General features: G+C 55.9%; 28 protein-coding genes. 7 read left to right on the forward strand and 21 right to left on the reverse strand.

The genetic code is table 11. The features are described from left to right. The 5 genes from M2422_RS03510 to M2422_RS03530 all read right to left on the reverse strand — a co-directional run bounded on the left by M2422_RS03510 (position 1) and on the right by M2422_RS03530 (position 3165). On the reverse strand, positions 1-996 hold the full coding sequence (locus M2422_RS03510) for an alpha/beta fold hydrolase (RefSeq protein WP_033145552.1): 996 nt from the start codon (positions 994-996) through the stop codon (positions 1-3). 145 nt (positions 997-1141) lie between these two features. Next, positions 1142-1582, reverse strand: a complete 441-nt coding sequence (locus M2422_RS03515) for a GNAT family N-acetyltransferase (protein WP_064672504.1) — start codon at positions 1580-1582, stop codon at positions 1142-1144. Positions 1583-1594: 12 nt separating this feature from the next. Then, positions 1595-2065 carry a GNAT family N-acetyltransferase gene (locus M2422_RS03520; protein WP_033145550.1) on the reverse strand — a complete coding sequence of 157 codons (471 nt, stop codon included), beginning with the start codon at positions 2063-2065 and terminating at the stop codon, positions 1595-1597. A 9-nt stretch (positions 2066-2074) separates the two neighbouring features. Beyond that, a complete protein-coding gene (locus M2422_RS03525) occupies positions 2075-2662 on the reverse strand; it encodes a hypothetical protein (RefSeq protein WP_064672503.1) in 588 nt (195 codons plus the stop codon). Beyond that, positions 2662-3165 (reverse strand): hypothetical protein, encoded by a 504-nt coding sequence (locus M2422_RS03530; protein ID WP_231113487.1) that lies wholly within the window; start codon positions 3163-3165, stop codon positions 2662-2664. The genes M2422_RS03525 and M2422_RS03530 overlap by 1 nt, the downstream gene beginning before the upstream one ends. 231 nt (positions 3166-3396) lie before the next feature. On the opposite strand from M2422_RS03530, the gene M2422_RS03535 reads away from it, so the two are divergent. Then, a complete protein-coding gene (locus M2422_RS03535) occupies positions 3397-3945 on the forward strand; it encodes a GNAT family N-acetyltransferase (protein ID WP_064672502.1) in 549 nt (182 codons plus the stop codon). Here M2422_RS03535 and M2422_RS03540 read toward each other — a convergent pair. The 9 genes from M2422_RS03540 to sad all read right to left on the reverse strand — a co-directional run bounded on the left by M2422_RS03540 (position 3933) and on the right by sad (position 14302). Further along, positions 3933-4847: a bestrophin family protein gene (locus M2422_RS03540; protein ID WP_048981356.1), complete on the reverse strand. Its 915-nt coding sequence runs from the start codon at positions 4845-4847 to the stop codon at positions 3933-3935. The genes M2422_RS03535 and M2422_RS03540 overlap by 13 nt on opposite strands. A gap of 200 nt (positions 4848-5047) precedes the next feature. Then, on the reverse strand, positions 5048-6490 hold the full coding sequence (locus M2422_RS03545) for a tagaturonate reductase (protein WP_259139958.1): 1443 nt from the start codon (positions 6488-6490) through the stop codon (positions 5048-5050). 118 nt (positions 6491-6608) lie between these two features. Continuing rightward, positions 6609-7136 carry a GNAT family N-acetyltransferase gene (locus M2422_RS03550; protein ID WP_033145544.1) on the reverse strand — a complete coding sequence of 176 codons (528 nt, stop codon included), beginning with the start codon at positions 7134-7136 and terminating at the stop codon, positions 6609-6611. Positions 7137-7218: 82 nt separating this feature from the next. Beyond that, positions 7219-8184 (reverse strand): sensor domain-containing diguanylate cyclase, encoded by a 966-nt coding sequence (locus M2422_RS03555; RefSeq protein WP_039262472.1) that lies wholly within the window; start codon positions 8182-8184, stop codon positions 7219-7221. Between the two features lie 119 nt (positions 8185-8303). Then, the gene (locus M2422_RS03560; protein ID WP_064672500.1) at positions 8304-9743 is read right to left on the reverse strand and encodes a GGDEF domain-containing protein; all 1440 of its coding nucleotides are present in this window, start codon (positions 9741-9743) and stop codon (positions 8304-8306) included. 113 nt (positions 9744-9856) lie between these two features. After that, positions 9857-10213 carry a DUF4186 domain-containing protein gene (locus M2422_RS03565; protein ID WP_047060875.1) on the reverse strand — a complete coding sequence of 119 codons (357 nt, stop codon included), beginning with the start codon at positions 10211-10213 and terminating at the stop codon, positions 9857-9859. Beyond that, positions 10213-11139 (reverse strand): glutaminase B, encoded by a 927-nt coding sequence (glsB, locus tag M2422_RS03570; RefSeq protein WP_047741855.1) that lies wholly within the window; start codon positions 11137-11139, stop codon positions 10213-10215. The genes M2422_RS03565 and glsB overlap by 1 nt, the downstream gene beginning before the upstream one ends. A 62-nt stretch (positions 11140-11201) precedes the next feature. Beyond that, complete coding sequence (locus tag M2422_RS03575) at positions 11202-12791, reverse strand: methyl-accepting chemotaxis protein (protein WP_064672499.1); 1590 nt, start codon at positions 12789-12791, stop codon at positions 11202-11204. 122 nt (positions 12792-12913) lie between these two features. Beyond that, positions 12914-14302 carry a succinate-semialdehyde dehydrogenase gene (sad, locus tag M2422_RS03580; RefSeq protein ID WP_064672498.1) on the reverse strand — a complete coding sequence of 463 codons (1389 nt, stop codon included), beginning with the start codon at positions 14300-14302 and terminating at the stop codon, positions 12914-12916. A 98-nt stretch (positions 14303-14400) separates the two neighbouring features. Between sad and M2422_RS03585 the strand changes: the two genes are divergently transcribed. Next, positions 14401-15279 carry a putrescine utilization regulator PtrR gene (locus M2422_RS03585; protein WP_033145537.1) on the forward strand — a complete coding sequence of 293 codons (879 nt, stop codon included), beginning with the start codon at positions 14401-14403 and terminating at the stop codon, positions 15277-15279. Here the strand turns inward: M2422_RS03585 and M2422_RS03590 are convergent. The 3 genes from M2422_RS03590 to M2422_RS03600 all read right to left on the reverse strand — a co-directional run bounded on the left by M2422_RS03590 (position 15233) and on the right by M2422_RS03600 (position 17407). Beyond that, complete coding sequence (locus M2422_RS03590; RefSeq protein ID WP_029741250.1) at positions 15233-15715, reverse strand: GNAT family N-acetyltransferase; 483 nt, start codon at positions 15713-15715, stop codon at positions 15233-15235. The genes M2422_RS03585 and M2422_RS03590 overlap by 47 nt on opposite strands. An 84-nt stretch (positions 15716-15799) precedes the next feature. Continuing rightward, the gene (locus M2422_RS03595; protein WP_033145535.1) at positions 15800-16591 is read right to left on the reverse strand and encodes a PhzF family phenazine biosynthesis protein; all 792 of its coding nucleotides are present in this window, start codon (positions 16589-16591) and stop codon (positions 15800-15802) included. Between the two features lie 27 nt (positions 16592-16618). Beyond that, complete coding sequence (locus M2422_RS03600; RefSeq protein ID WP_064672497.1) at positions 16619-17407, reverse strand: PhzF family phenazine biosynthesis protein; 789 nt, start codon at positions 17405-17407, stop codon at positions 16619-16621. A gap of 177 nt (positions 17408-17584) precedes the next feature. Between M2422_RS03600 and M2422_RS03605 the strand changes: the two genes are divergently transcribed. Beyond that, a complete protein-coding gene (locus M2422_RS03605; protein ID WP_033145533.1) occupies positions 17585-18781 on the forward strand; it encodes a sugar transporter in 1197 nt (398 codons plus the stop codon). A gap of 85 nt (positions 18782-18866) precedes the next feature. On the opposite strand, the gene M2422_RS03610 is transcribed toward M2422_RS03605, so the two are convergent. Next, positions 18867-19532 (reverse strand): MarC family NAAT transporter, encoded by a 666-nt coding sequence (locus M2422_RS03610; RefSeq protein ID WP_023311775.1) that lies wholly within the window; start codon positions 19530-19532, stop codon positions 18867-18869. A 255-nt stretch (positions 19533-19787) separates the two neighbouring features. Between M2422_RS03610 and marR the strand changes: the two genes are divergently transcribed. The 3 genes from marR to marB are packed head-to-tail and all read left to right on the forward strand — an operon-like array spanning position 19788 to position 20874. Continuing rightward, the gene (gene marR, locus M2422_RS03615) at positions 19788-20222 is read left to right on the forward strand and encodes a multiple antibiotic resistance transcriptional regulator MarR (RefSeq protein ID WP_008502236.1); all 435 of its coding nucleotides are present in this window, start codon (positions 19788-19790) and stop codon (positions 20220-20222) included. Between the two features lie 20 nt (positions 20223-20242). Continuing rightward, positions 20243-20623, forward strand: coding sequence for an MDR efflux pump AcrAB transcriptional activator MarA (marA, locus tag M2422_RS03620; RefSeq protein ID WP_008502237.1), 381 nt, complete (start codon positions 20243-20245; stop codon positions 20621-20623). A gap of 32 nt (positions 20624-20655) precedes the next feature. Further along, positions 20656-20874 (forward strand): multiple antibiotic resistance protein MarB, encoded by a 219-nt coding sequence (gene marB / locus M2422_RS03625; RefSeq protein ID WP_029741246.1) that lies wholly within the window; start codon positions 20656-20658, stop codon positions 20872-20874. Between the two features lie 32 nt (positions 20875-20906). Here marB and eamA read toward each other — a convergent pair whose 3' ends face one another. Next, on the reverse strand, positions 20907-21812 hold the full coding sequence (eamA, locus tag M2422_RS03630) for an O-acetylserine/cysteine exporter (RefSeq protein ID WP_033145532.1): 906 nt from the start codon (positions 21810-21812) through the stop codon (positions 20907-20909). Positions 21813-22006: 194 nt separating this feature from the next. Between eamA and ydeE the strand changes: the two genes are divergently transcribed. After that, positions 22007-23200 carry an efflux MFS transporter YdeE gene (gene ydeE, locus M2422_RS03635; RefSeq protein ID WP_064672496.1) on the forward strand — a complete coding sequence of 398 codons (1194 nt, stop codon included), beginning with the start codon at positions 22007-22009 and terminating at the stop codon, positions 23198-23200. A 46-nt stretch (positions 23201-23246) separates the two neighbouring features. Here the strand turns inward: ydeE and zinT are convergent, their stop codons facing one another. Together zinT and urtE are read right to left on the reverse strand one after the other, a co-directional pair. Beyond that, a complete protein-coding gene (gene zinT, locus M2422_RS03640) occupies positions 23247-23888 on the reverse strand; it encodes a metal-binding protein ZinT (RefSeq protein WP_045888408.1) in 642 nt (213 codons plus the stop codon). A gap of 52 nt (positions 23889-23940) precedes the next feature. Continuing rightward, the gene (urtE, locus tag M2422_RS03645) at positions 23941-24639 is read right to left on the reverse strand and encodes an urea ABC transporter ATP-binding subunit UrtE (protein WP_064672495.1); all 699 of its coding nucleotides are present in this window, start codon (positions 24637-24639) and stop codon (positions 23941-23943) included. Positions 24640-24643: the final 4 nt, after the last annotated feature.

Raw genomic sequence — 24643 nt, forward strand, 5'->3', positions numbered from 1 at the left:
TCAGAGCTTGTCCGCGTCAACGACGGCCTTGACGAAATCCTGCGGATCTTCCTGAGGCGGATTGTGCCCCACGGTTGCCCCGAAGGTGCGGTGCTCATATTTACCGGTAAATTTACCCGCGTAGGCCTGCGGTGCTGGATGCGGCGCACCGTTGTTCCCACCTTCGATGGTGATCGTTGGAACGGTGATATTCGGCAGCGTAGCGAGTTTTTGCTCGTAGCTATCGTATTTGCGCTCGCCTTTTTCCAGCCCTAAACGCCAGCGATAGTTGCTGAGCGTCACCGCGACGTGATCCGGGTTATCGAGGGATTTGGCGCTGGCGTTGAAGACAGCATCGCTAAATTTCCAGTCAGGCGAGGCCTGAGACCAGATCAAACGGGCGAAGTCATGCGTGTTTTTGGCATAGCCTTCAGCACCGCGCGCGGTAGCGAAATAGAACTGATACCACCACTGCTGTTCCGCTTTTGGCGGCAGCGGCTGTTTGCCAATCTGCTGGCTGCTGATGAGATACCCGCTCACCGACACCAGTGACTTAACGCGCTCTGGCCACAGCGCCGCAACGATATCCGCCGTACGAGCGCCCCAGTCATATCCTGCAAATACCGCCTGCTTAATATTCAGGGCATCCATCAGGTTCACAATATCTTTCGCCATGGCTGAAGGCTGGCCGTTGCGCGGCGTTTTGGGTGACAGGAAGCGCGTGGTGCCGTAGCCGCGCAGAGAAGGCACAATCACCCGATAGCCTTTTGCCGCCAGCGCGGGGGCGACGTCGGCGTAGCTGTGAATATCGTAAGGCCAGCCGTGCAGTAAAATAACCGGCTGGCCGTTTTTCGGGCCGATGTCGACATAACCGACATTCAGATCGCCGGCGTTAATTTGCTGCGGATGATCAAAGGCTGCCGCGAAATTTGTGCCGGTGACTTCAGCCTGACAGGACATCACGGTGCCAAGAGAAACGGTCAGTGCGAGAGTTGAGTACGCGAGTTTGCTAAACATGTTGGTATCTCCGGTTGAGTACAGTTCACGGGGATATAACAACACGGCAATGTATAGCGGATATGTGCGAAAGCGGGTTTATTGCAAGCCTGTGTATGTACCAGCGATGCAGATACAGTGTGATACAAACCCAGGCCTTGTCACCTTAAAGGGTGATGCGATAGCGGACGTAATCGTCAGCTTGACCGTATTTGTCATAAAGTTTGCGCGCCGGGTTGTTCTCCCGGGTGACCCAGTACAGTTTTGACCACCCTTCGCGTTTGCCTTCCTCAATCAGAGCATCAATGAGCGCCTTACCGGCTCCCGCCCCGCGTTCGTCGGCATCAACAAACAGATCTTCCAGGTAGCAAACGGGGGCCGTTGACCAGGTTCCTTCGTGCAGAATGCACATCGCGAAACCGATGACCTTTTCATCCTTCTCTACCACGCGGCAAAACATCGAGGAATGCGCTGAGAGCGCCCTTTCCCATGTCGATGCGGTGACGGATTCCTCGAGGTAACAGTCATAAAAATGGGTATAGCCATCCCACAGCGGTCGCCATTGGGAATAATCGTCTTCACGTAGAGGTCTTACCGTGACAGCCATGTGTTCCTCACATTACAAGTCGATCGCCATTTCAAAACAGCGTAAATCAGCCCCTGCCATACGCGAGTGATGATAGTTTTCGCGCAGCGTGACAAACCCCAGCTTCTGATAAAACGACTGGGCATTAGGGGTTGCATCCAGCCTCAGGCGGGTTATCCCCCGGCTACGGGCTTCATTTTTGAGCGCCTCGATAATTCGGGTCGCCATGCCTTTACCGAAGGCCGCGGGCAAGGTGAATATCGCCTCCAGACAGTGGGTATCCAGATCCAGATAGCCGGTCGCCGCAACGTCGCCCGTTTCATCTTCCACCACGTAAAAAGGGTATTCAATGACCATCTGCCGATAGTGTTCGGGCATGAGATCCGGCGTCCAGCGCGCAATGACGTCGGCGTCGTAACTGGTTTTACAGCCGTGACGAATCGCCTGATTGCGAATATTCCAGAGTATTTCGGCTTCCTGTGGCTTAGCTTTTCGTAAAGTCATAACCCCTCTTTAACGGCTTTTTAGTCGCATTTCCCGTGCCAGTCTGGCAAGACGCTGAGTACGACAATAGAGCGTAAACAGCACAAAGCCGCTGCTGTTCATCACCACCCGACAAAATAACAGTGCGAAGGATGCGATGACCAGCGGCCAAAGGCCTCCGTTATGCGAAAGCAGGATATGTAAAACATGAACGAGGGTCGTTATCAGCAGAATGATGAACAACGCCCTAAACCCCAACAATCCCGACGTCTTCCCACGAGCCAGGAGTACGCTTATCACAATGAGCGCGCCTGTCATCGTCAATGATGGTACGAAAAAGCTCAATGCATGATGTAAAGGTGATAACCCCTGCAACGCGCTGAGAAAAGGCAGAAGGTTTAACGCAAACGCCACTAAAAACAGAGGTAACAGCACCGCTACCGGATAAGGATTTTGACGCGGAAGCTCGCTGAGAGGACGCGAAAAATACCGTTCCAGCTCTGGCGTGGAATAATTCAAGAGACGGGTATCACGCTGACCAATAGCCTCCTCTATCTCTTTACCATGCTGCAGGAGATCCTGGAAAACCCGTCCGGTTAAAAAACTCAAAAACTTCATCAGAATACCGCCAGTGACTGAATGGTACCGATAATGTATTTACCGGTCTGTGGTAAATTACTGGGCGCTGCAATAACGCCACTCACAGCACTCCCGGCCAATGCTGCGGCACTTGTAACCACTTGCCCAAGTTGTCGAGTGAGCTCTACCTGAACAGGCCCGGTTGGAAATCGTTTCGGATAAAGACCAGCGCGTATAAGTGCCTTAATTTCCTTGTTGCTTATACCGGGGTTTTGCGCGCGAATTATCAATTCGGTCAAACGAGCGCGATCCTGACGAGGATAACTTTTTAACCACTCAGTGGCTTTCAAGGAAGATATAGATTTCATTGCACGCCAGGTGGTAACTGCTTCTTTTAGCGCCCCTCCTGCACTTGCTAACGAAATTACATCCAGTGAAGTTGAGGTGGCGACGTACCATTCTTGCGTATCGAGCCAGGCAACATTACCGCCACCGTTTTCAACCAAATCATAGATACGATAAAGGCCGTTAACGCATTGCAACCCGGTCGCAAGGGTTCCTGCGTAGCCAATCGCTACCCATTCCAGGCAAAACCATACATTACTCCTTATGTGGATGGGTAAGTTAACCCAACTAATCTGACGGTAATCGAGCGCTATGCAGAGCAAAATTTTGGTAGTAAATAAGTTTCAACGCAACTAAATAGAATGTGGTAGTAGTGAAAATACCAGAACACAAACAAAAGAATAACGCTTAAATATGGAGATCCGCGGATGACGATACCGACGCTCACGACAGAACGCTTATTGCTAAAACCGCTGGTTGCCGAAGATGCTGCCCAGATACAAAAGCGTTATCCGCGCTGGGAGATCGTCCGCTATATGGTCTCTTCCGTGCCCTGGCCCTACCCGGATAACGGCGCGGAAAACTATGTCAACAACGTGGCGCTGCCGGATATGGCAAAAGGGATCGCCTGGTTCTGGAGCATCCGTCGTCGCGAGGTGCCGGATGAGTTGATGGGTATTATCTGTTTGTATGACGTTGAAGATAACAACCGTGGATTCTGGTTGGCTCCGGAGTTTCAGGGGCAGGGATACATGCGCGAGGCCAGCATTGCCGCGACGGATTACTGGTTCAATACCCTAAACAAACCCGTGTTACGCGCTCCGAAAGCCGCCGCCAACAGCCGCTCCCGGCGTATTTCAGACAGTAGCGGCATGCGGCTTATCAGAACGGAACAAAAAGCCTACGTCAGCGGCATGCTGGATTCCGAACTGTGGGAGATCACCCGCGACGAGTGGAACGCCCGTCAGGTCAGCTGATAATACTTATCCGGCATCAGCCTTTCCGGAATGTTCTCTTCACCGTTCATCTGCAGCAGATCGCGTTCCATCATGTTGCAGATGGCGTCCAGCGGCAGATCGTTATCTTCTGTACCGAACGGGTCTTCCAGCTCTTCCGCCAGGGTGTCCAGCGAGATAAAGGTGTAGGAGATCAGCGCCGAGACAAACGGCGTCATGTAGTGCAGATCTACAACCAGCGCGAACGGCAGCATGATGCAGAACAGATACACAGTGCGGTGCAAAATCAGCGTATAGGCAAACGGCACCGGCGTTGTCGCAATGCGCTCGCAGCCGGAGAGGACGATGGACATATCGTTCAGACGGTTGTTCAGGCTGTGGAACAGGATGTCTGAAAGCTGGCCGTTACGCCGCCGCACGGCCAGCCACTCCCCCATAATCAGTAAAATGCGGTTCGCCGGCGAGTTGGCGCTCATCACGTGACGTAAATCGTCCGGAGCAAGATAGCGAGAGAGCTGTTCGGCGTTCAGGTCCCGGCGGAGGGTCATGCGCAGGCAGTTGGCAAAAGCTATCTGCAGGCGGACAAATTCCCCCAGGTGCTTATCGTCAGGCAAGGTGTTTTTCACCTCGCGAAACAGCGAGCGTGCCGCTATCATCAACTGCCCCCAAAGCAGGCGAGCCTCAACGTAGCGCGAATAACAGGCGTTGTTTCTGAAACCGAGAAAGATAGCGATCGCCACGCCGAGAATGCTAAATGGCGCCACGGTAAATTTGATACCCAGCGAGGTATACCACGGCAGCATCAGGATAACGGCGATTGAAAGCAGGAAGTTCAGCAGCAGTCGGGTGTAAATTTTGGGAAGTACCGAGCCGTGCCAGACAAAAATCAGTTGTAGCCAGTGCTGTTTAGGACGAACAATCATAGTGAGTTTCAGGAAGGAAAAGAGCGTGGCTATTAAACGTGATCTCCCTCACGGTTGCAAGCATGTTAACGGGACATTGAATTTTATGACCTACTTAGCGATAACCGCACGGTGCTGCATGCGCTTTTAAAAAAAGAGTATATAGTATGTTGTAACTAAAATAAGGTGTAATTAAACCCGGCCGAAGCCGGGTGACGTCATTAGCACAGGGGTTTCACCGCTGCGCGCATTCCCTTCAGGAGAATGGCGTCAAGATCCAGGGTGACCTGGTCGACAAGCCCGGAGACCTGCGTGAGATCCAGTTCCCAGTGCTCGCTCACGCTCAGTACGGCCTGCACCAGCTCACGGGTGCTCAACTGCTGGTCGCGATGCTGCGCCCACAGCTGTTGATAACGTTCCAGCCAGAATGCATCATCCTGCACCGGGTAGTTTTCCCTGTTACGCTCCCCGCGATAAAACGCTATCAGTGCAGCCAGCGCGAACGTCAGACGTGCAGGCAATTGTCCGCTTGCCTTATGTCCTGCTAGCAGCTGCGGCAGAATGCGGGTGCGGTATTTGGTCATGCCGTTAAGCGCAATGGAAAGCAGCTGGTGTCGGTTGCGAAAACGCCCTGTTACCGCGCTGGCAAAAGATTCCAGCTCGTCACGCGGCAGATCGAGGACCGGAATGATCTCCTGATAAATCGCTTTTTCGACAAACGCGCAGATCTCTGCATCATTCATCGCCTCGCCTACCGTCTCTAACCCAGCCTGGAATGCCACCGGCACCAGCGCCGTATGCGCGCCGTTCAGGATAGCGACTTTGCGCTCTTTGTACGGCCTGATGTCGTCGACAATCAGCACATTCAACGGGTACTTATCCAGACGGAGTTCCTGCGCAAGGGATGCCGGCCCCTGGATAACGAACAGATAGAAATGTTCAGCCGTATCCAGGAAACCATCGTGATAGCCCAGCTCAGCCTCCAGCGTGGCCGCTTCGTCGCGCGGATAACCGGTCACGATACGGTCAACCAGCGTCGAGCAGAAGCTGTTTGCCTCGTTAAGCCACTGGATAAAGGCGGCAGGCAGCGCCCACTCCCGGGCATAGCGCAGGACAAGTTCACGCAGCGCATCACCGTTGTAGTCAATCAGCTCGCACGGAATGATGATCCAGCCTTTATCCGCTGCACCGTTGAAGTGGCTATAACGCTCAAACAGCAGTCGCGTCAGCTTCGCCGGGTAGCTCACCGCAGGGGCATCGGCGAATCTGTCACCCGCGTGGTAGCTGATACCCGCTTCGGTTGTGTTCGAGAAAACAAAGCGCATGTCCGGATTGTGCGCCAGTTTCAGGAACGCATCATACTGGCCGTAGACGTCGATCTCCCGGTTAACCGAGCGGATAAGACGGCTCTCACTCACCGCTTTACCCTGCCCGTTCAGGCCACGAATGATAGTGGTATAGAGACCATCCTGAGTGTTCAGCGACGGCGGGAAGTCGCTCTGAATAGGACGGACGATAACCACACCGGCGTTAAGATCGGTATGTTCATTTAGCAGGTCAATTTGCCAGTCGACAAACGCACGCAGGAAGTTGCCTTCACCAAACTGAATAATGCGTTCCGGGTATTGAGCACCGGGAAAATCACGACGGTTGAGCGTGTTCACAAGAGGGTTCCTTTTATGATTAGTCATACAGCCTGATAATATTGGTACGATAACTTATCAAAACTTAACGACCAGAAACCCTGTTTTGATCAATGGACGGCGTAGTTGTACAAAATAATCATAAGAACTTATAGAACACGGACGTGGCCGTCATGGCGCCGTCCGGCATCAGGGCATAGCGCGGGATCTCCCCCACCTTTTGCCAGCCGGCACGCTGGTAGAACGTCTCGGCGCCGCTGCCGGTGGAGGTATCGAGCACCAGAACCGAAATATCTCTGGCCCGGGCCTCCGCTTCAAGCGCTTCCATCAAGGCCATCGCGGCACCTTTGCGGCGGGCTTTCTCGTGAACCAGCAGCTTCGCCACATCGGCGCGATGCGGCTGGTTTTCCGGCTGGTCGACGATCAGCTGCACCGTACCGATGACGCCGTCCTGCGGGTCGACACAGGCCAGCACCAGACGCTCGTTGCGCCCTACGCTTTCAGCGATGCCGCGCCAGAACGAACGAGCCTTATCCAGACTAAAGGGAAGCATAAAGCTGACGGATGCCCCGCCGTTCACACAGTTTTCGAGGATCCCGGCCAGCGCATCAAGATGGGTGAGAATGTCGTCTCGGGTGAGGTTTTTGATTTGCAGTGAGGTATTCATTGTTTTTCCTTACGTTGAATACCGTCACTGTGCATTTAACATCTTCTTAACGCAAACGGATCGGACATACGCTTTTGTTATGTTACCGGGAGCGCTGTCGCTGCTGTTTCATGGCATACATCTTTTCATCGGCCTCTTTTAACCACTGCTGCAGGTCGTTGCCGTTATGATCGAATTCACTGAGCCCCCACGAGAAATGGAGCGACCAGGGATGTAGCTTGCGGGCGTTATAGTTTTCTACCTGCTCGGCAAGATACTGCATGGCAATCCAGGCGCCCTGCTCATCCGTATCCGCGAACAGCACGGCGAACTCGTCCCCGCCAAAACGCACCAGCAGATCCGCTTCGCGGAAAGAGGCGCGCATTAGCTGCGCCATCGCTTTCAGCGCCTTATCCCCCTCTTCATGCCCGAAGCGATCGTTAATTTCCTTAAAGCGATCCAAATCCAGCCAGCCGAGCGTGAGCGGCTCAGCGCGACGCCGGGCAACGGAAAGCGTGAACCGCACGAGCTGATTAAAGCCCCGACGGTTGAATAACCCGGTTAATTCATCCGTGGTCGCCGCGCTGATGGCAGCAAATTCATCTTCCGCCAGCGCGCCAAGGTCCCCCAGCACGGCGAGGTCGGCGGCAGAAAACTCGCGGGGAGCGTAATCAATCAGGCACAGCGAGCCAACGCTTGCGCCGTCTCGCAGGCGCAGCGGGAAGCCCGCGTAAAACCGCACGCGAGGCTCACCGGCCACCAGCGGGTTATCCGCAAAGCGATCGTCCTGAAGCATATCCCCCACCACCAGCGGCGCTTCGGTGAGGATCGTATGGCCACAAAATGAGATATTGCGCGGAACGCTGCCCGGCGCCTGACCGTCGGCCGACTTCACGATCAGCGAATGCTCATCAATGAGATTGACCATCGCCAGCGGCACCTGGAAGAAGCGTTTTGCCAGACGCGTTAAGCGGTCAAACGCCGGGGAACTGTCGATCTCAAGCAGACCTGATTCTCGTAGCGAGTTGAGTCTGTCTGTTTCATTTTCAGGGGTTGCAGGTGCTTTCATAATGTCTCCTGACGTAAAGCGTTACTAAAAGCGTAGCTTAAACAGAGACATTGTCAGTGTTCTGACATCCTGTTAAGCCGCTTACTATTCACGTCAATGCCTTATGACGATTAACGCAGCTATGTTTCACTCCCGGAGGGCGCGGCAATCTGCTCGTCCGCCACCCGGGCGCTGGTACGGTTTCGACCCGCTTTTTTTGAACGATAGAGATGATCGTCCGCTTCGGCCATAAGCTTGTTGAAGACCTCGGTCAGCTGCCAGGACTCAGCCTTTCCGCTGCCGAGGCCAATGCTGACCGTCAGATAGAGCGTCTGGTGACGCCATGTAAAAGGATGACCGGCAACGGTGGATCGGATACGTTCAGCCAGTTCAAAACCGTGCTGCGCGTCGCCTGAATTGACCACCACGGCGAACTCTTCCCCGCCCATGCGCGCCACCATGCCGTTTTCGCCGACGACCTGCTGCACCTGTCGGGCAAACGACGCCAGCACGCGGTCTCCGCACTCGTGGCCGTAGTTATCATTAATGCTTTTGAAATAATCAATATCCAGCAGCATGACGGTCAGAAAACGCGTGTGCCGGTACGTCTCTTCATGCTTTAACGCCTCATAAAGCCCGGAACGCGAGTAGACGTGCGTTAAAAAGTCATAATCCGCCCTCAGTGAAACCTGGCGGATCAGGGAATTAATCGCCGCCATGCTGACGGAAACCATCACCGGGCAGATCGCCATCGTGGCGATCCCCAGCCGGGCTGAAAACATCATTGGCGTCGTAAACGGCGTCGCCACGGCGATATTAATAATCGAGTTGGCGACCAGAATGATTTCAGTGGCACCCGTGATAAACGTCAGCAGACAGGTGGCGGGCAGCGAGTAGCGAACCGCACACCAGATAAGCGCAGGCAGAGGAAACGAGAGGCTCCCCGCTCCGCCAATCACCACCGACGCGATCACCGAGACGATCAGCGCAATTACCGGCAGCAGCTGCTCCAGACGGAGCCTGAGTTTACGCCCGGGCATACGCAACGTGAGCATACAGGGCACAACAAGCACGCCGGTTGAGAACTGCTCGCTAAACCAGTCGGCAAATAGCGGCCAGAAAGTATGACTGTCAATCCCGACCGACCCTACCGCGCCGAGCAAGGCGCAAAGCAGCGCGGCAATCAGACAGTAGTTAAACAGGCGTAGCGCGTTAAGCGGATCGGGGGTTTTCTTCATCAGCCGCTTGTCGCGCTGAACCAGCACGGCGACGACGACGATAAAGATCATGTTTGACAGGTTGATCAACACGGAGGCCATACCCCAGTTGGTCGTAACCGCGTCGTACAACAGCATCGCGACATAACATACCGCGTAATAATGCAGGCGATTCAGGTAAACATAGCGGGCGAATATCCCTGCCATGACGCCATTCAGCGGCCAGAACAGCGACAGGGCCTCAACGAGCCGTAATTCCGCGCCCACAAAATAGAATAAGGTGGTGAGGATGAAGATCGTCGCTGCATTTCGCAGCGGCGTATCAACCTGGAACGGCCTGAAAGCGGTAAGAGCAGAACGCATTAAATATCATTCCATATGAAAGCTTATGGCAATTATTGCGGTCGTCAGCATGATCGGGACTAACTTGGGATGCATCTATAACACAAATACCACGGGAGCATAACTCGTCAAATTTAGGCGTTCATCTGCAGCACCAGCCAGTGGTGGATGACGCTGACGATATAATTTTGTTGCGGCGCCGTGAGCGTTACGCCCTGCGGAATATTATGCCATTTTGCCAGACAGCCCCGACAACAGGTAGCGGTGGCATGCTGGGCGATAAACACCGGGTGACCGCGCATGGGCGTCTGCTTACCGTCGTTTGCGGGGTGCGCGGGCGCAAGGCGCTTTTCGACAAAATCCGCGGCGTGCCGATCAATGGTTTCGGGGCCTTTGTCCCAGCAGTACTGTCGTTCCTTATCGCCCAGGCGAAAGCGCGAGCGAAATGTCGATCGCGCCAGGCGGGAAAAGAGAGGATCCAGATCGGACATCAGTATACGGAACGTCCCAGGCGCTGGGTCAGTTTCTCCAGAACCGCCACGCCGGCAAGCGAATTTCCCGTTTCATCCAGTTCCGGGCTCCAGACGGCTATCGCCATTTCATGCGGCACAATCGCCACGACCCCGCCGCCAACGCCCGATTTAGCCGGAAGGCCAACGCGCCAGGCAAACTCGCCGGCGTTTTGATACATCCCGCTGGTGGCCATCAGCGCGTTAACCTGCCGGGCCTGAAGCGGAGAAACCACCTCCTGATCGAGATGCGGCGCGTGCCCCTGGTGCGCAAGGAACAGGAACGTCTGGGCCAGCTCAACGCAGCTCATTTTCAGGGCGCAGTAATGGAAGTAGTTTTGCAGCACGGTCGCCACGTCGTTGTGGAAATTACCGAAGGATTTCATCAGCCATGCGATAGCCGCGTTACGGGCGGAGTGTTCAAACTCCGAGCGTGCCACCACCGCATCATAGGCAATATCGTCAACGCCCGAGAGCTGGCGAACAATCTCCAGCATTCGCTGGCGCGGTGCGCTGAGGCGACTTTGCAGCATATCGCAGACCACCAGCGCTCCGGCATTGATAAAGGGGTTTCGCGGTTTACCCTGTTCAATCTCGAGCTGAAGCAGCGAGTTAAAAGGCTGGCCGGAAGGATCTTTACCGACACGCTGCCAGATCTCATCTTCTTCATACTGGCGCATCGCCGCAACCAGACTCAGCACTTTCGAAATGGACTGAATGGAAAAACGCTCAGTCGCATCGCCTGCCTGGTATCGCTGTCCGTCGATGGTACAGATAGCAATCCCCAGCTTATTCCCGCTCACCGAGGCAAGGGCGGGAATATAGTCGGCAACCTTCCCCTTTCCAATTAACGGACGAACCTGCGCCAGAATCTCGTCCAACATCTCATTATGGATGACCGCAGCCACACTTTGCTCCTTGCCCTCAGGCTAAAACGGGCTGCGAGTATAACAGAGGCTTATGTATTGCGTCAGGCGCTAAGACGAAAACGCGAAACGGCCTGCAATAAAAGATCGGATTGCTTTTGCAGCCGCTCAGAGGCATCCGAGGCGTCTGAGACCAGCAGGTCCGTCTGCCGGGAGACCTGATTCAGCGCCTGAAGCTGGCGCGTCATCTGGTGAATACTGTCTCCCTGGCTGAGCGTGGCGGTTGAGATCTCATTAAGCAAACTGCTTAAATTGCCCACCAGGCCAGTGACCTGCTGCAGATTCTCTTCCATCAGGTTAACGGCGCGGGAACCGTTTTCAATGCCCTGCAGCGAGCGGTTGATCAGCTCCTGAATGGTCTGCGTCGAGTGGCTGCTTTTTCTGGCCAGAAGCCCGACTTCCCGGGCGACGACGGCAAAGCCGCGCCCCTGGTTTCCGGCATGGGCCGCCTCGATGGCGGCATTCAGCGCCAGGATGTTGGTCTGAAACGCCACGCTGTCGATCATCGCCACGATCCCGCGCATCTCAGAAGATCTGTCGACGATCGCCTGCATGGACGCATTCACGGTAGACATCATCCGGTCGCCGCCCACGGCCGCCTGCCGCGCTTCATCGGCCCGCGAGCTGGCGAGCCTGGCATAGCCGGTATTCCCTTCCACATGGCTTTCCAGCGCCGCGATATGCGCCGTCACATCCTCAAGCTCTTTCGCCTGGCGCGCTGACTGCTGATACAGCTTCTGGTTACCCTGCGCAAGGGAGTCAATGTTCTCCACCATCGTCGCGGTGGCATGGCTGACCTGCGTCACCAGCTGCTGCAGACCGTGCTGCATCGTCGCAATACTGTCGCTAAGCTGACCTATCTCCCGGTTAAAGCGCATGACGTTCGGCGGCGTGCCGGAGAGATCCCCTGCCGCCAGCCGGTTAATATGCGCTATCAACCGACGCAGCGGCGTAATCACCCATCTGGACATGCCGAACCAGACGACAGCCGCGATGGCAAGCAACAGCACCGGCGCAAACAGGAACAACGTTTGCAGGCCGGAGAGCTGCGCCATTAGGCTCTGACGCCCCTGCATGGCCTGCTTCTCGCTTGCCTGCTGATAGCGCGCATAGTTGTCGTTAAAATCAGACTGAAACGCCTGGGCCGGTACGGCAAAAAAAGCGTCGATGGTGTTGGTCTTAATCAGACCTTCAGCCTGCTCGTTGATCGCGCCGTAGAAAAGCTGATAGCTGTTCACCAGGGCATCGTCTTTCGGCGGATTCAGCGCCAGCCAGGCCTTCCACGCCTGCTGAGAAACCGCCAGCGCCTTTTGCGCATCGTCCATCAGGCTATGCCAGCTCCCATCGGAGCCGGTCTCTTTATCCTGCATAAACCAGACGCCGGAGCGGTTAAGCAGGTCGCTTGCCGCCAGCAGGGAAACGCGGGCCAGATCCAGCTTGCTCTGCTGCTGCCAGGCCAGCAGGTTTTGCTGCTCGTTGCGCTGGGCGTCGTTCAGGGAGGCGTTAAGCAGGAATGAGGAGGAGAGCTGCAGCGCGGAGAAAAGGCCAATAATGCAAAAGATACCCGTCAACAGGCCAAAGTGACGAGGGGTGAGACGCTGCGCAATACGGCGAAAAATTTGCGTTATGTTCATAATTATCTTCATTAACAATGCGTTAGACGCGTGCGAGTCTACGAAATGAAAATGACAGAACCATTGCAGATAAATGACAACGGCCCTCGTGATGAGGGCCGTAATCACAGGCGGGCAATAAATTACACGCGATCCTTCCACACCGTCTGCACGTTGCAGAACTCGTGCAAACCAAAGTGGGAAAGCTCGCGGCCAAAGCCGCTTTTCTTCACGCCGCCGAAGGCCACGCGCGCGTCGCTGGCGCTAAAGCCGTTGATAAACACCCCGCCGCACTCCAGTTCGCGGGAGAATTTATCCGCAAGCGCTGCGTCAGCGGTAAAGACGGTGGCGGACAGGCCAAAGTCGCTGTCGTTGGCAAGCGCCAGGGCGTGCTCCGCGTCTTTTGCGACAGTCAAGGCCGCGACCGGACCAAACAGTTCCTGGCGGAACGCCGTCATCGACGGGGTGACGTTGGCCAGCACGGTTGGCGCGTAGTAATTGCCCTCTCCGCTGATTTTCTCTCCGCCCAGCAGCAGCGTTGCCCCTTCGGCCAGGGTGACCTGCACCTGCTGATGCAGTTCGTCGCGCAGGTCATAACGCGCCATCGGGCCAATAAAGTTCTCTTCCCGATCCGGTGCGCCGAGTTTCAGCGCAGAGACGGCCTCGACAAAACGCCGGGTAAAGGTCTCTGCGATACCCTCCTCGACGATAAAACGTTTCGCCGCCGCGCACACCTGCCCGGTATTCTGGTAGCGACCCGCCACCGCCGCCTTCACGGCTAGATCCAGATCGGCATCGTTAAGGACGATAAACGGGTCTGAGCCCCCCAGCTCAAGAACGCATTTTTTCAGCGCGGCTCCTGCCTGCGCGCCAATGGCCGCACCGGCACGCACGCTGCCGGTGACGGTCACCGCCGCAATACGGCGATCGTTAATCGCCTGGCTTACGCCGTCATTGGTGGCGTTCACCCAGCCGAATACGCCTTCAGGGAAACCGGCATCCGCAAAGATCTGCCCAATAAGTTCCGCAGAGCCGAGCACGTTCGGCGCATGCTTAAGCAGATAGCTATTACCTGCCAGCAGAATGGGCACCGCGCCGCGCAGCACCTGCCAGAGCGGGAAGTTCCAGGGCATCACCGCGAGAATCGGCCCCAGAGGACGATATTCAATAACAGCGTTGTGGTTTTCCACCAGCGTGGGTTCCGCACGCAGCATCGCCGGGCCATGCCCGGCATACCAGTCGCACAGACCGGCTGATTTTGCCACTTCCGCCCGCGCCTGCAGGATGGGTTTCCCCATTTCACGGGAGATCGTCTGCGCCATCTCTTCCGCGCGGTTTCGCAGCGCGGCGCCGAGATCCCGCAGCTTCTGCGCCCGGTGGGACACGCTTTCGCGTCGCCACTGGCGATACCCCGCGTCAGACTGAGCAATCGCGCGTTCAACCTCTTCCGGTGTCGCCCAGGGATACGCAGCGAGGGTTTCTCCCGTTGCCGGGTTAACGGACAGGGCATGTGTAGCAGATGAATATTTCATGATGTTCTCCACGCATTTCGGTTGATTCATTGTGGCTCACTCTGCTATTTCTTAAAAATGAATAATACTAACCACCTTATTCACGAAACGAGAATGCCATGGACTTAACCCAGCTTGAAATGTTTAACGCCGTCGCGCTGACGGGCAGCATCACCCAGGCGGCGCAGAAGGTGCATCGCGTGCCGTCTAACCTGACGACCCGCATCCGCCAGCTGGAAGCCGATCTTGGCGTTGAGCTGTTTATTCGTGAGAACCAGCGTTTGCGCCTATCTCCCGCCGGACATAACTTCCTGCGCTACAGCAGGCAGATCCTCGCCCTGGTGGATGAGGCGCGCATGGTCGTCGCGGGTGATGAGCCGCAGGGGCTATTTGCCCTCGGCGCGCTGGAAAGCACCGCCGCGGTGCGCATTCCTGAAACGCTGGCGCAGTTTAACCAGCGCTATCCGCGCATCCAGTTTGCCCTTTCTACCGGGCCATCCGGGACGATGATTGATGGCGTACTGGAGGGAACCCTCAGCGCCGCCTTCGTCGACGGGCCGCTGTCGCACCCGGAGCTGGAGGGCATGCCGGTCTACCGGGAAGAGATGATGCTGGTCACGCCTGCCGGGCACGCGGAGGTCGCCCGCGCCACGCAGGTTAGCGGCAGCGACGTTTACGCTTTTCGCGCGAACTGCTCGTACCGTCGACATCTGGAAAGCTGGTTTCATGCGGACAGAGCCACGCCCGGCCGCATTCATGAGATGGAGTCCTATCACGGCATGCTCGCCTGCGTCATTGCGGGCGCGGGCATCGCGCTGATGCCGCGCTCGATGCTGGAGAGTATGCCGGGACATCATCAGGTTGAAGCCTGGCCGCTGGCGGAAAACTGGCGCTGGCTTACAACCTGGCTGGTGTGGCGGCGCGGAGCGATGACCCGCCAGCTGGAAGCTTTTATAGCGCTGCTAAACGAACGTCTTCAACCAGCGCCTTCTCCATAAACAGGCTGAGCGGATCGTCAGCGTACGGGGCAAACGCCGGACGCAAATCGTACCCGCACTGCTCGTACAGGCGAACCGCGGCGCGCTGTTTGATGCCTGTCTCCAGCCTTACCGTGTGGCAATGGCGGCTCAGGGCCTCATCTTCCAGAGCGGCCAGCAGCGTCTCGCCGAGATGCTGCCCGCGATGGGCCGGATCGATATAGACCCGCTTCATCTCCCCCGTTCCGTCGCCGTTGAGCACGATGGCTCCGCAGCCTACGGCGTGCAGCTGCTGGTCACGAATGACCATCAGGATCAGCGAGGCTTCCGGCAGCGCGGACAGGTCGAGCAGATGATTGCTTTCGGCGGGATAGAGTTCGCTCTGATAGCGGTCAAGCGCCGCGATCAGGTTGAGAATGTCCGGATGACGTGCAGATTCAGAGGTAATGGAATACATGGCAGGCTCCTTGCTGTTTTTATATCAACATAGCTCAGGCCTGCCGGGGTGGTTCATAGTATTAACTTATAGCGCGTCACTCAGCTAGCGCAGGAAGATTCGCCCTTTCAGATACAGCGTAGCCTGGCCGCCAATCAGCACGCGGTCGCCCTTCAGCTCGCAGCGCAGATCCCCGCCACGGTATGACACCTGGCGGGCATTGAGTGACATTTTGCCCAGCTTTTCGCTCCAGTAAGGGATCAGCATGCTGTGGGCGGATCCGGTGACGGGATCTTCCGGCACCCCTTCGCCAGGGCAGAAGAAGCGGCTGACGAAGTCATATTCTTCTCCCGGCGCCGTCACGCAGACCATTTTATCCAGCGGAAGCATGGCCCCAATATCCGGCGTTAACGCTTCCACCTGCTGCTGGCTCTCCAGCACCACCATGTAATCGCGTCCGACGCGCACCTCTTTCGCCTCCGTGATGCCCAGCGCGCTAAACAGCACCTCAGGTGGGTTTTCGACGACTTCCGTCGTCCACGCGGGGAAGTTCAGCGTCAGCCAGTCGCCGCTGCGCTTGACGGTCAGCTCGCCCACGAAGCGCGTGGTGAAGGTGATTTCGGTATGCGGATAATCAAGGTATTCGAAAATGACGTGCGATGCGGCAAGCGTAGCGTGACCGCACAGGTTAATTTCATCCAGCGTGGTGAACCAGCGCAGCTCAAACCCGCCGTCGGTGCGCACGAAAAAGGCGGTCTCAGACTGGTTATGCTGTTGCGCCATTTTGAGCAGCGTTTCGTCCGGCAGCCACTCTTCCAGAGGACATACCGCTGCGGCGTTGCCGCCAAAGGTTTTATCGCTGAAGGCATCCACCAGATAAAAATCAATTTCCTGCATTGTCTCTTCCTCTCTTGTTATGGGTTTTTAGCGCAGAAAAACTGTGCCTTTCAGATAAAGCGTGGCCTGCCCGCTCATCAGCACGCGCGAACCTTTCAGCTCACAGCGCACATCGCCGCCGCGCGCTGAAACCTGACGGGCAAACATCGTGGTTTTGCCCAGCTTTTCGCTCCAGTATGGGATCAACATGGTGTGCGCGGAGCCGGTGACCGGGTCTTCCGGGACGGAAACGCCCGGTGAGAAAAAGCGGCTGACAAAATCATATTTCCCCTCACCGCGCGCCGTAACGCTCACCTTATGCTCGCCCGGCGTCATCACCGAGAAGCGCGGCGCAAGCGCTTCAACCTGCTGGCGATTTTCCAGAACGATCAGCCATGCGCGCCCTTTACGGGCTTCAACGTAGCGGCTGATACCCAGCGCCGAGAGCATCTCCGGCGGGGGTGTCTCTTCATGGGTTGGGCATGCAGGGAAGTCCAGCGTCATCCACTCCCCCTCCCGGCTGACGGTGAGGCGGCCAGAGGCGGTATCAAAGTGGATCCGCGAATCCGGGTAATCCAGCTCGGTAAACAGCACGTGCGCGGCCGCCAGCGTAGCGTGGCCGCAGAGATTGACTTCGGTAAGCGTGGTAAACCAGCGTAGCTCAATGCCCCCTTTACTGCAGACGAAAAAAGCCGTTTCCGACTGATTATGCTGCTGCGCCATTTTCAGCAAGGTCTCATCGGGTAACCATTCCTTGAGCGGGCAAACGGCGGCCGGATTGCCCCCAAACGAGGTGTCGCTGAACGCATCTACCAGATAAAAATCAATCTCCTGCATTGTCTTACCGCCTGTTTTTATTGTGTTGTTCTTTTATATTCAATGAAAACGGCGTTCCCGGCTACCGCTTTCATAAGGTAAATATTGAGATCTGCGTCACATAATGGTTGAGTTTTCGCCGTTCGACGTTTTAAGATCGTCTCCTCTTCTTTTCAGCAACGAATCTCCGACATCCCTATGACAACGAACACAGTTTCCCGCAGGGTTGCGTGGCTACGCGTGGTCACGCTGGCCATCGCCGCGTTTATTTTTAACACCACAGAATTTGTTCCGGTTGGGCTGTTGTCTGACATCGCTGAAAGTTTCCAGATGGAAACGGCGCAGGTGGGCATTATGTTGACCATCTACGCCTGGGTTGTGGCGCTGATGTCCTTGCCGTTTATGCTGCTGACCAGCCAGATGGAGCGGCGCAGGCTGCTGATCGGCCTGTTTGTGCTGTTCATCGCCAGCCATGTTCTGTCGTTTATGGCGTGGAATTTTACGGTGCTGGTCATCAGCCGAATCGGCATTGCCTTTGCCCATGCGGTGTTCTGGTCGATCACCGCGTCGCTGGCTATTCGACTCGCGCCAGCGGGTAAACGCGCCCAGGCGCTGAGCCTGATTGCCACCGGTACCGCACTGGCGATGGTGCTGGGTCTGCCGATTGGCCGCATCGTAGGGCAATACTTCGGCTGGCGTACGACGTTCTTCGCCATTGGTATGGGCGCGCTGGTTACGCTGGTATGCCTGATTAAGCTGCTCCCCGCGCTGCCGAGCGAGCATTCCGGCTCGCTGAAAAGCCTGCCGCTGCTGATGCGTCGCCCGGCGCTGCTGGGTATCTACCTGCTTACCGTTATTGTGGTGACGGCCCATTACACGGCATACAGCTACATTGAACCCTTTGTGCAGGTGGTGGCGGGCTTTAGCGCCAACTTTGCCACCGTCCTGCTGTTGATCCTCGGCGGAGCGGGCATTATTGGCAGCGTGCTGTTCGGTAAGCTGGGTAACCGGCATGCGTCAACGCTGGTGAGCTGCGCTATCGGTCTGCTGCTGGCCTGCCTGCTGCTGCTGATGCCTGCCGCAGGCAGTGAAAGCCATCTGGCGATCCTCAGCCTGTTCTGGGGCGTGGCGATCATGATTATTGGTCTGGGCATGCAGGTGAAGGTCCTGGCCCTGGCGCCGGATGCAACGGACGTCGCCATGTCGCTGTTCTCAGGGATTTTCAATCTGGGGATTGGCGCGGGCGCGCTGGTGGGAAATCAGGTAATACTGCACGTATCGATGTCGGCGATTGGCTATCTGGGCGCCATTCCGGCCCTGGTGGCGCTGGTCTGGTCAGTGCTCATCTTCCGTAAATGGCCGGTGGCGCTGGAGGAACAGGGTCAGCACGGGTAAGCCTTCTTGCCGGGTGGCGGCTTCGCCTTACCCGGCCTACAAAACCCGCAGGCCCGGGCAAGCGAAGCGCCGCCGGGCAATCACATCAATGATAGGTTTTAATAATTTCCAGCACGCCGTTAATAATAAACTGCACGCCCATACAGACCAGCAGGAAGCCCATCAGACGGGAAATCGCCTCGATACCGCCCTTGCCTACCCAGCGCATAATGGCCCCAGAACTGCGCAGCGACGCCCACACGATAACCCCGATAATCGCAAAAATCAGCGGTGGCGCAACCGTCAGCACCCAGTCCGGGAAGGTTGCGCTGTCACGCACCGTTGATGCGGAGCTGATGATCATCGCGATCGTACCCGGCCCCGCCGTGCTCGGCATGGCAATCGGTACAAAGGCGATATTCGCACTCGGCTCGGTTTCCAGCTCTTCCGATTTGCTGGCCGCTTCCGGCGACTCATGCGCTTTTTGCGCCGGGAACAGCATGCGGAAACCGATAAAGGCCACAATCAGCCCCCCGGCGATACGCAGGCCGGGGATGGAAATCCCGAAGGTGTTCATCACCACCTGTCCGGCATAGTAAGCCACCATCATGATGGCAAACACATACACCGAGGCCATCATCGACTGATGGTTGCGCTCGGCGCTGTTCATATTCCCTGCCAGCCCGAGGAACAGCGCCACCGTCGTTAACGGGTTAGCCAACGGCAGCAAGACCACCAGCCCAAGGCTGATTGCTTTTATTAAATCCAACATAGTGCGTTGTCGTCCTTATCCATATTTAACACAGCAATTATAGGGTGAAAGTGTGACATTGAGCCATGGGTGCAACGCAACGATTATTTCCGTCCTGGAAAGATAACTGACAGTTATCTATATGATTTGAAAGACCTCAAAAAAAGTTCATGAAACGTTTTAGCAATTCGTGGCATCGGCTGACTCATTCAGTTGACTTATACTTGCCTGAGCAATAATATCTGCCGTGACTAACTACTTGCCAGGGCAACCATTGTGAAAAGCACCAGTGATATCTTTAACGACGTTGTTCCGCTGGGTCGTCTTATTCATATGGTAAATCAGAAAAAAGATCGCCTGCTCAACGACTATCTGTCACCGCTGGATATCACCGCAACACAGTTCAAAGTGCTGTGTTCCATTCGCTGCGAAGTGTGTATTACACCGGTTGAGCTTAAAAAGGTGCTCTCTGTCGATCTGGGCGCGTTAACCCGCATGCTGGATCGTCTCGTCTGCAAAGGATGGATAGAACGAAGCCCTAACCCGAATGACAAACGCGGCGTACTGGTGAAGCTGACCAGCGATGGCGCGGCCATGTGCGAGCAATGTCATCAATTAGTAGGACAAACACTGCATCAGGAACTAACAAAAAACTTAACGGCAGATGAAGTGGCAACCCTTGAGCTTCTGCTCAAAAAAATACTGCCGTAAACAGAAAAAGAGGTATGACGATGTCCAGACGCAATACTGACGCTATCACCATTCATAGCATTTTGGACTGGATCGAAGATAACCTGGAATCGCCGCTCTCCCTTGAAAAAGTGTCAGAGCGTTCAGGTTACTCCAAATGGCACCTGCAACGGATGTTCAAAAAAGAGACCGGTCATTCATTAGGTCAATACATTCGCAGCCGCAAGCTGACGGAAATTGCCCAGAAACTGAAAGAAAGCAATGAGCCGATCCTTTATCTGGCGGAGCGTTACGGATTTGAATCGCAACAGACCCTGACGCGTACGTTCAAGAACTATTTTGACGTGCCGCCTCATAAGTACCGAATCACCAGCGTGCCGGGCGAATCCCGATACCTGTATCCGTTAAAACACTGTAGTTAATCATCGCCTGTAAAGACGTAACCGAGGAAATCATGAAAGTTACCGCCTCCGCCGCCCTCGCCTTGCTGGTGCTGTTCTCCAGCCAGACCTTCGCGGAGCAAACCCCTCGTGCAACGCAGCAAAATAATCCTGATACGATGATTTTGCCGTCAGCACATGACCAGTCGCCTTATGATTTCAACCATATGGGTGCTGGTAGCGACAAATCCGACGAATTAGGCGTGCCTTATTATAATCAGCACGGCCTCTGATTCGTTTTTGCCCCGCAGACGCGGGGCTTTTTTTATGCCTTTTCGCTTACCCGCGTCGCCCGACGAACCCGCAGACCAAACACGTTAATGTACAGCCCGGCCATGATCAGCACGGCGCCAAACAGCTGCAGCGCGCTCAGCGTTTCATCCAGCAAGAGTGCCGCACTGGCAAGCCCCACTACCGGCACCAGCAGGGATAACGGCGCAACGCGCCAGGTTTCATAACGCCCCAGCAGCGATCCCCAAATCCCGTAGCCCACAATGGTGGCGACAAAGGCCAGATAGACAAGAGAAAGGATTGTGGTCAGATCGATTTCGACCAGACTATTCAGCATTACATCCGGACCATCCAGAATAAACGACGCCGCCAGAAACGGGATTATCGGGATCAGCGCGCTCCAGACAACCAGGGACATCACCGCCGGGCGGGCCTCGTGCTGCATAATCAGCTTGTTGAAAATATTCCCGCAGGCCCAGCTCAGCCCTGCCGCCAGCGTCAGCATAAAGCCGAGCAGCGCCACATCCTGGCCGTTCAGGCTGGCTTCAATAAGCACCAGCACGCCAAACACCGCCAGCGTAATGCCCGCCAGCTGTTTTCCCTGTAAACGTTCGCCAAACACGAAGGCGCCGAGAATGATGGTAAAGAACGCCTGCGCCTGCAGCACCAGCGAGGCCAGACCGGCCGGCATCCCGAACTTGATGGCGCAGAAGAGAAACGCGAACTGGCCAAAGCTGATGGTCAGGCCATAGCCCAGCAGCAGCTTTAACGGGATCTTCGGACGGGCGACGAAAAAGAGCGCCGGGAACGCGACCAGCAAAAAACGTAAACCGGCCAGCATCAGCGGCGGCATGTTGTGCAACCCCAGCTTGATGACCACAAAATTGAGCCCCCATACTACGACCACCAGCAACGCCAGCAGTCCGTCTTTACGCGTCATACCCTGCCCCTGAATTATTAATTATTTGTTAACAGTTCAAGGTAACAGAAAAAAGCGCGCGGCGAGAAGATCATTAATTATGGCAGTCAGGCGAAGCACTTACGGATAAATTAGGTGCTATACAAGCCCCTTATGTCATGGTAATCCTGTTAACACACGTCTAAAAAAAGCATAAGCAACTGTCGGGCAGGAATATGAAACCATCTCTCAGGCGCTCAACCGCAGCGCTGCTGGCGTCGTCATTGTTATTAACCATCGGTCGGGGAGCAACGCTGCCGTTCATGACCATTTATCTCACGCGCGTCTACAGCATGAGCGTCGAGAATATTGGTTATGCCCTGACGATTGCGCTGACAATCGGCGTGGTGTTCAGCCTGGGATTTGGCATTCTTGCCGATAAGTTTGATAAAAAGCGCTACATGCTGATTGCGATCGTGGCCTTTATCGCGGGGTTTGTCGCGATCCCGCTGGTCGATAACGTCACGCTGGTGGTGCTGTTCTTTGCGCTGATCAACTGCGCCTATTCCGTCTTTTCGACGGTGCTGAAGGCCTGGTTCTCCGACGTGCTCACCGCAAGCCAGAAAGCGCGCGTCTTCTCGCTTAACTACAGCTTTCTGAACATTGGCTGGACGATCGGGCCGCCGATTGGCACCCTGCTGGTGATGTACAGCCTGCAGCTGCCGTTCTGGCTGGCAGCCTTCTGCGCCGCGCTGCCGCTCGGATTCATCCATTTCTTCGTGCAGAAAAGCGTTACGCTGGATATCGCCGAGGAGAAAATGCCCTGGCAGCCGTCGGTATTGCTGAAAGACCGCGCGCTGTTCTGGTATACGCTCTCTGGCCTGCTGGCGTCATACGTCGGCGGATCGTTCGCGACCTGCATTTCGCAATACGTTCTGGCCGCGCATGCAGACAGTAATTTCGCCGAAAAGGTGGTCGCCGTGGTATTGCCCGTCAACGCCGCCGTGGTGGTGACGCTGCAATATGCGCTGGGCCGCAAGATCTCGGCCAGCAATATTCGCCCGCTGATGACCCTCGCCACCCTGTTTTTTATCGTGGGACTGGGTGGCTTTATGCTCTCCGGGGAAAACCTGGTCTACTGGGGTATCGCAGCCGCCATTTTTACCCTGGGTGAGATTATCTATGCACCGGGCGAATACATGCTGATCGACAACATTGCCCCGCCCGGGATGAAGGCGAGCTATTTTTCCGCGCAGGCGCTGGGCTGGCTCGGCGCGGCGGCAAACCCGATGATCACCGGTATTATCCTGACCAACCTGCCGCACTGGTCGCTATTTGTCATCATGATGGTCGCCATCGTTATTGCGTGGCTGATGATTTTGCGTGGGATGAGCGTGAAGGCGTGGTGTGAAACGCCCAACGTGGCGTAGCGCTTCCAGGCCGGGTGAGGCGTAGCCGCCACCCGGCAATAAAGCATCAGTGGTGCAGCATTTCCTCTACCACCTGCTCTTTGTACATCTCATTCGGATAATAGGTCGGCCAGTTATCCATCTCTTTCAGCAGCGCCTCGTGGGAGGTGTTGCCCATGAAAATGTGGAAGTGCGAAGAGGCCTTCGGTGCGATGGTGTGGTCGCTGAACTGAACAAACTTCGGTGCCTTGCTGCCGGCATCCTTACACTCAAACAGGTAGCGAACGCCTTTTTTGCCCGATGCGTAGGTCAGTATTTTGTAGCCGCTGTAATCATACTGACAGCGGCTGACCGCTTTGCCCTTATGAAATTCCATCACGTTGTTTTCGATGCCGATAGCATCCACGTCCGTCGCATAGCCCTTGCGGTAGTACGCTTTCACCTCGTCAAAGGTTTTGCTTTTGTCTTTCTGCGCTTTCTGTTTAAACACCGGATCCAGCGAACCGTCCAGCAGGAACGGATAGACCGACTGCCAGGTTCCGTCCCAGTCAGACAGCGCTCTGTCCTTCACGTCCTTATCCTCAAACACGCCGTTCGCCGCCCTCTGTTCCGCTTCGGTCATCTGATGGCCGTGCGAGTGAGCAAACAGCTGGCCGCTGACCAGCAGCGCCCCCAGAGTCATGGCAAATTTCCCAAAATGTGCAGCCAACATAACACCCTCATTCCGTTTTATAAGAATGCGGATGTTATATTATAACATTTTAAATCGCAACCAATCCGCGAACGCCCTCCTGCTCCATGTTTTCACCCCGGCCGCGCTGGATAATGGTGCCGCGCGACATCAGCAGATAGCTGTCGGCCAGCTCGGCGGCAAAGTCGTAAAACTGTTCGACCAGCAGGATCGCCATGTCGCCTCGGTTCGCCAGGGTGCGGATCACCTGTCCAATCTCTTTAATCACCGATGGCTGTATGCCTTCGGTCGGCTCATCGAGAATCAACAGCTGCGGACGGCTCGCCAGCGCGCGACCAATCGCCAGCTGCTGCTGCTGTCCACCGGAGAGATCGCCCCCGCGACGATGCCTCATCTCTTTAAGCACCGGAAACAGCTGCCAGATCTCATCCGGAATCTGCTTCGCCTCGCGGGCGGAAAAACGCGACAGCCCGAGCAGAAGATTCTCTTCCACGGTCAGGCGCGGGAAAATCTCGCGGCCCTGCGGGACGTACGCCACGCCAGAGTGCACCCGCTGGTGCGGCCTGCTGTGGGTGATCTTTTTACCCTGCCAGATGACCTCCCCGGTTTTCGCCGGGATCAGCCCCATCAGACACTTCAGCAGCGTGGTTTTCCCGACGCCGTTGCGCCCCAGCAAGCAGGTGACCTCTCCGGTGGCGGCCTCAAAACTCACGCCGCGCAGGATATGGCTGCCGCCGTAATACTGATTCAGTTCGTTAACCTGTAACATCATC

This window comes from Enterobacter sp. SLBN-59 (assembly GCF_024807915.1).
Lineage (GTDB): Bacteria > Pseudomonadota > Gammaproteobacteria > Enterobacterales > Enterobacteriaceae > Enterobacter > Enterobacter asburiae_B.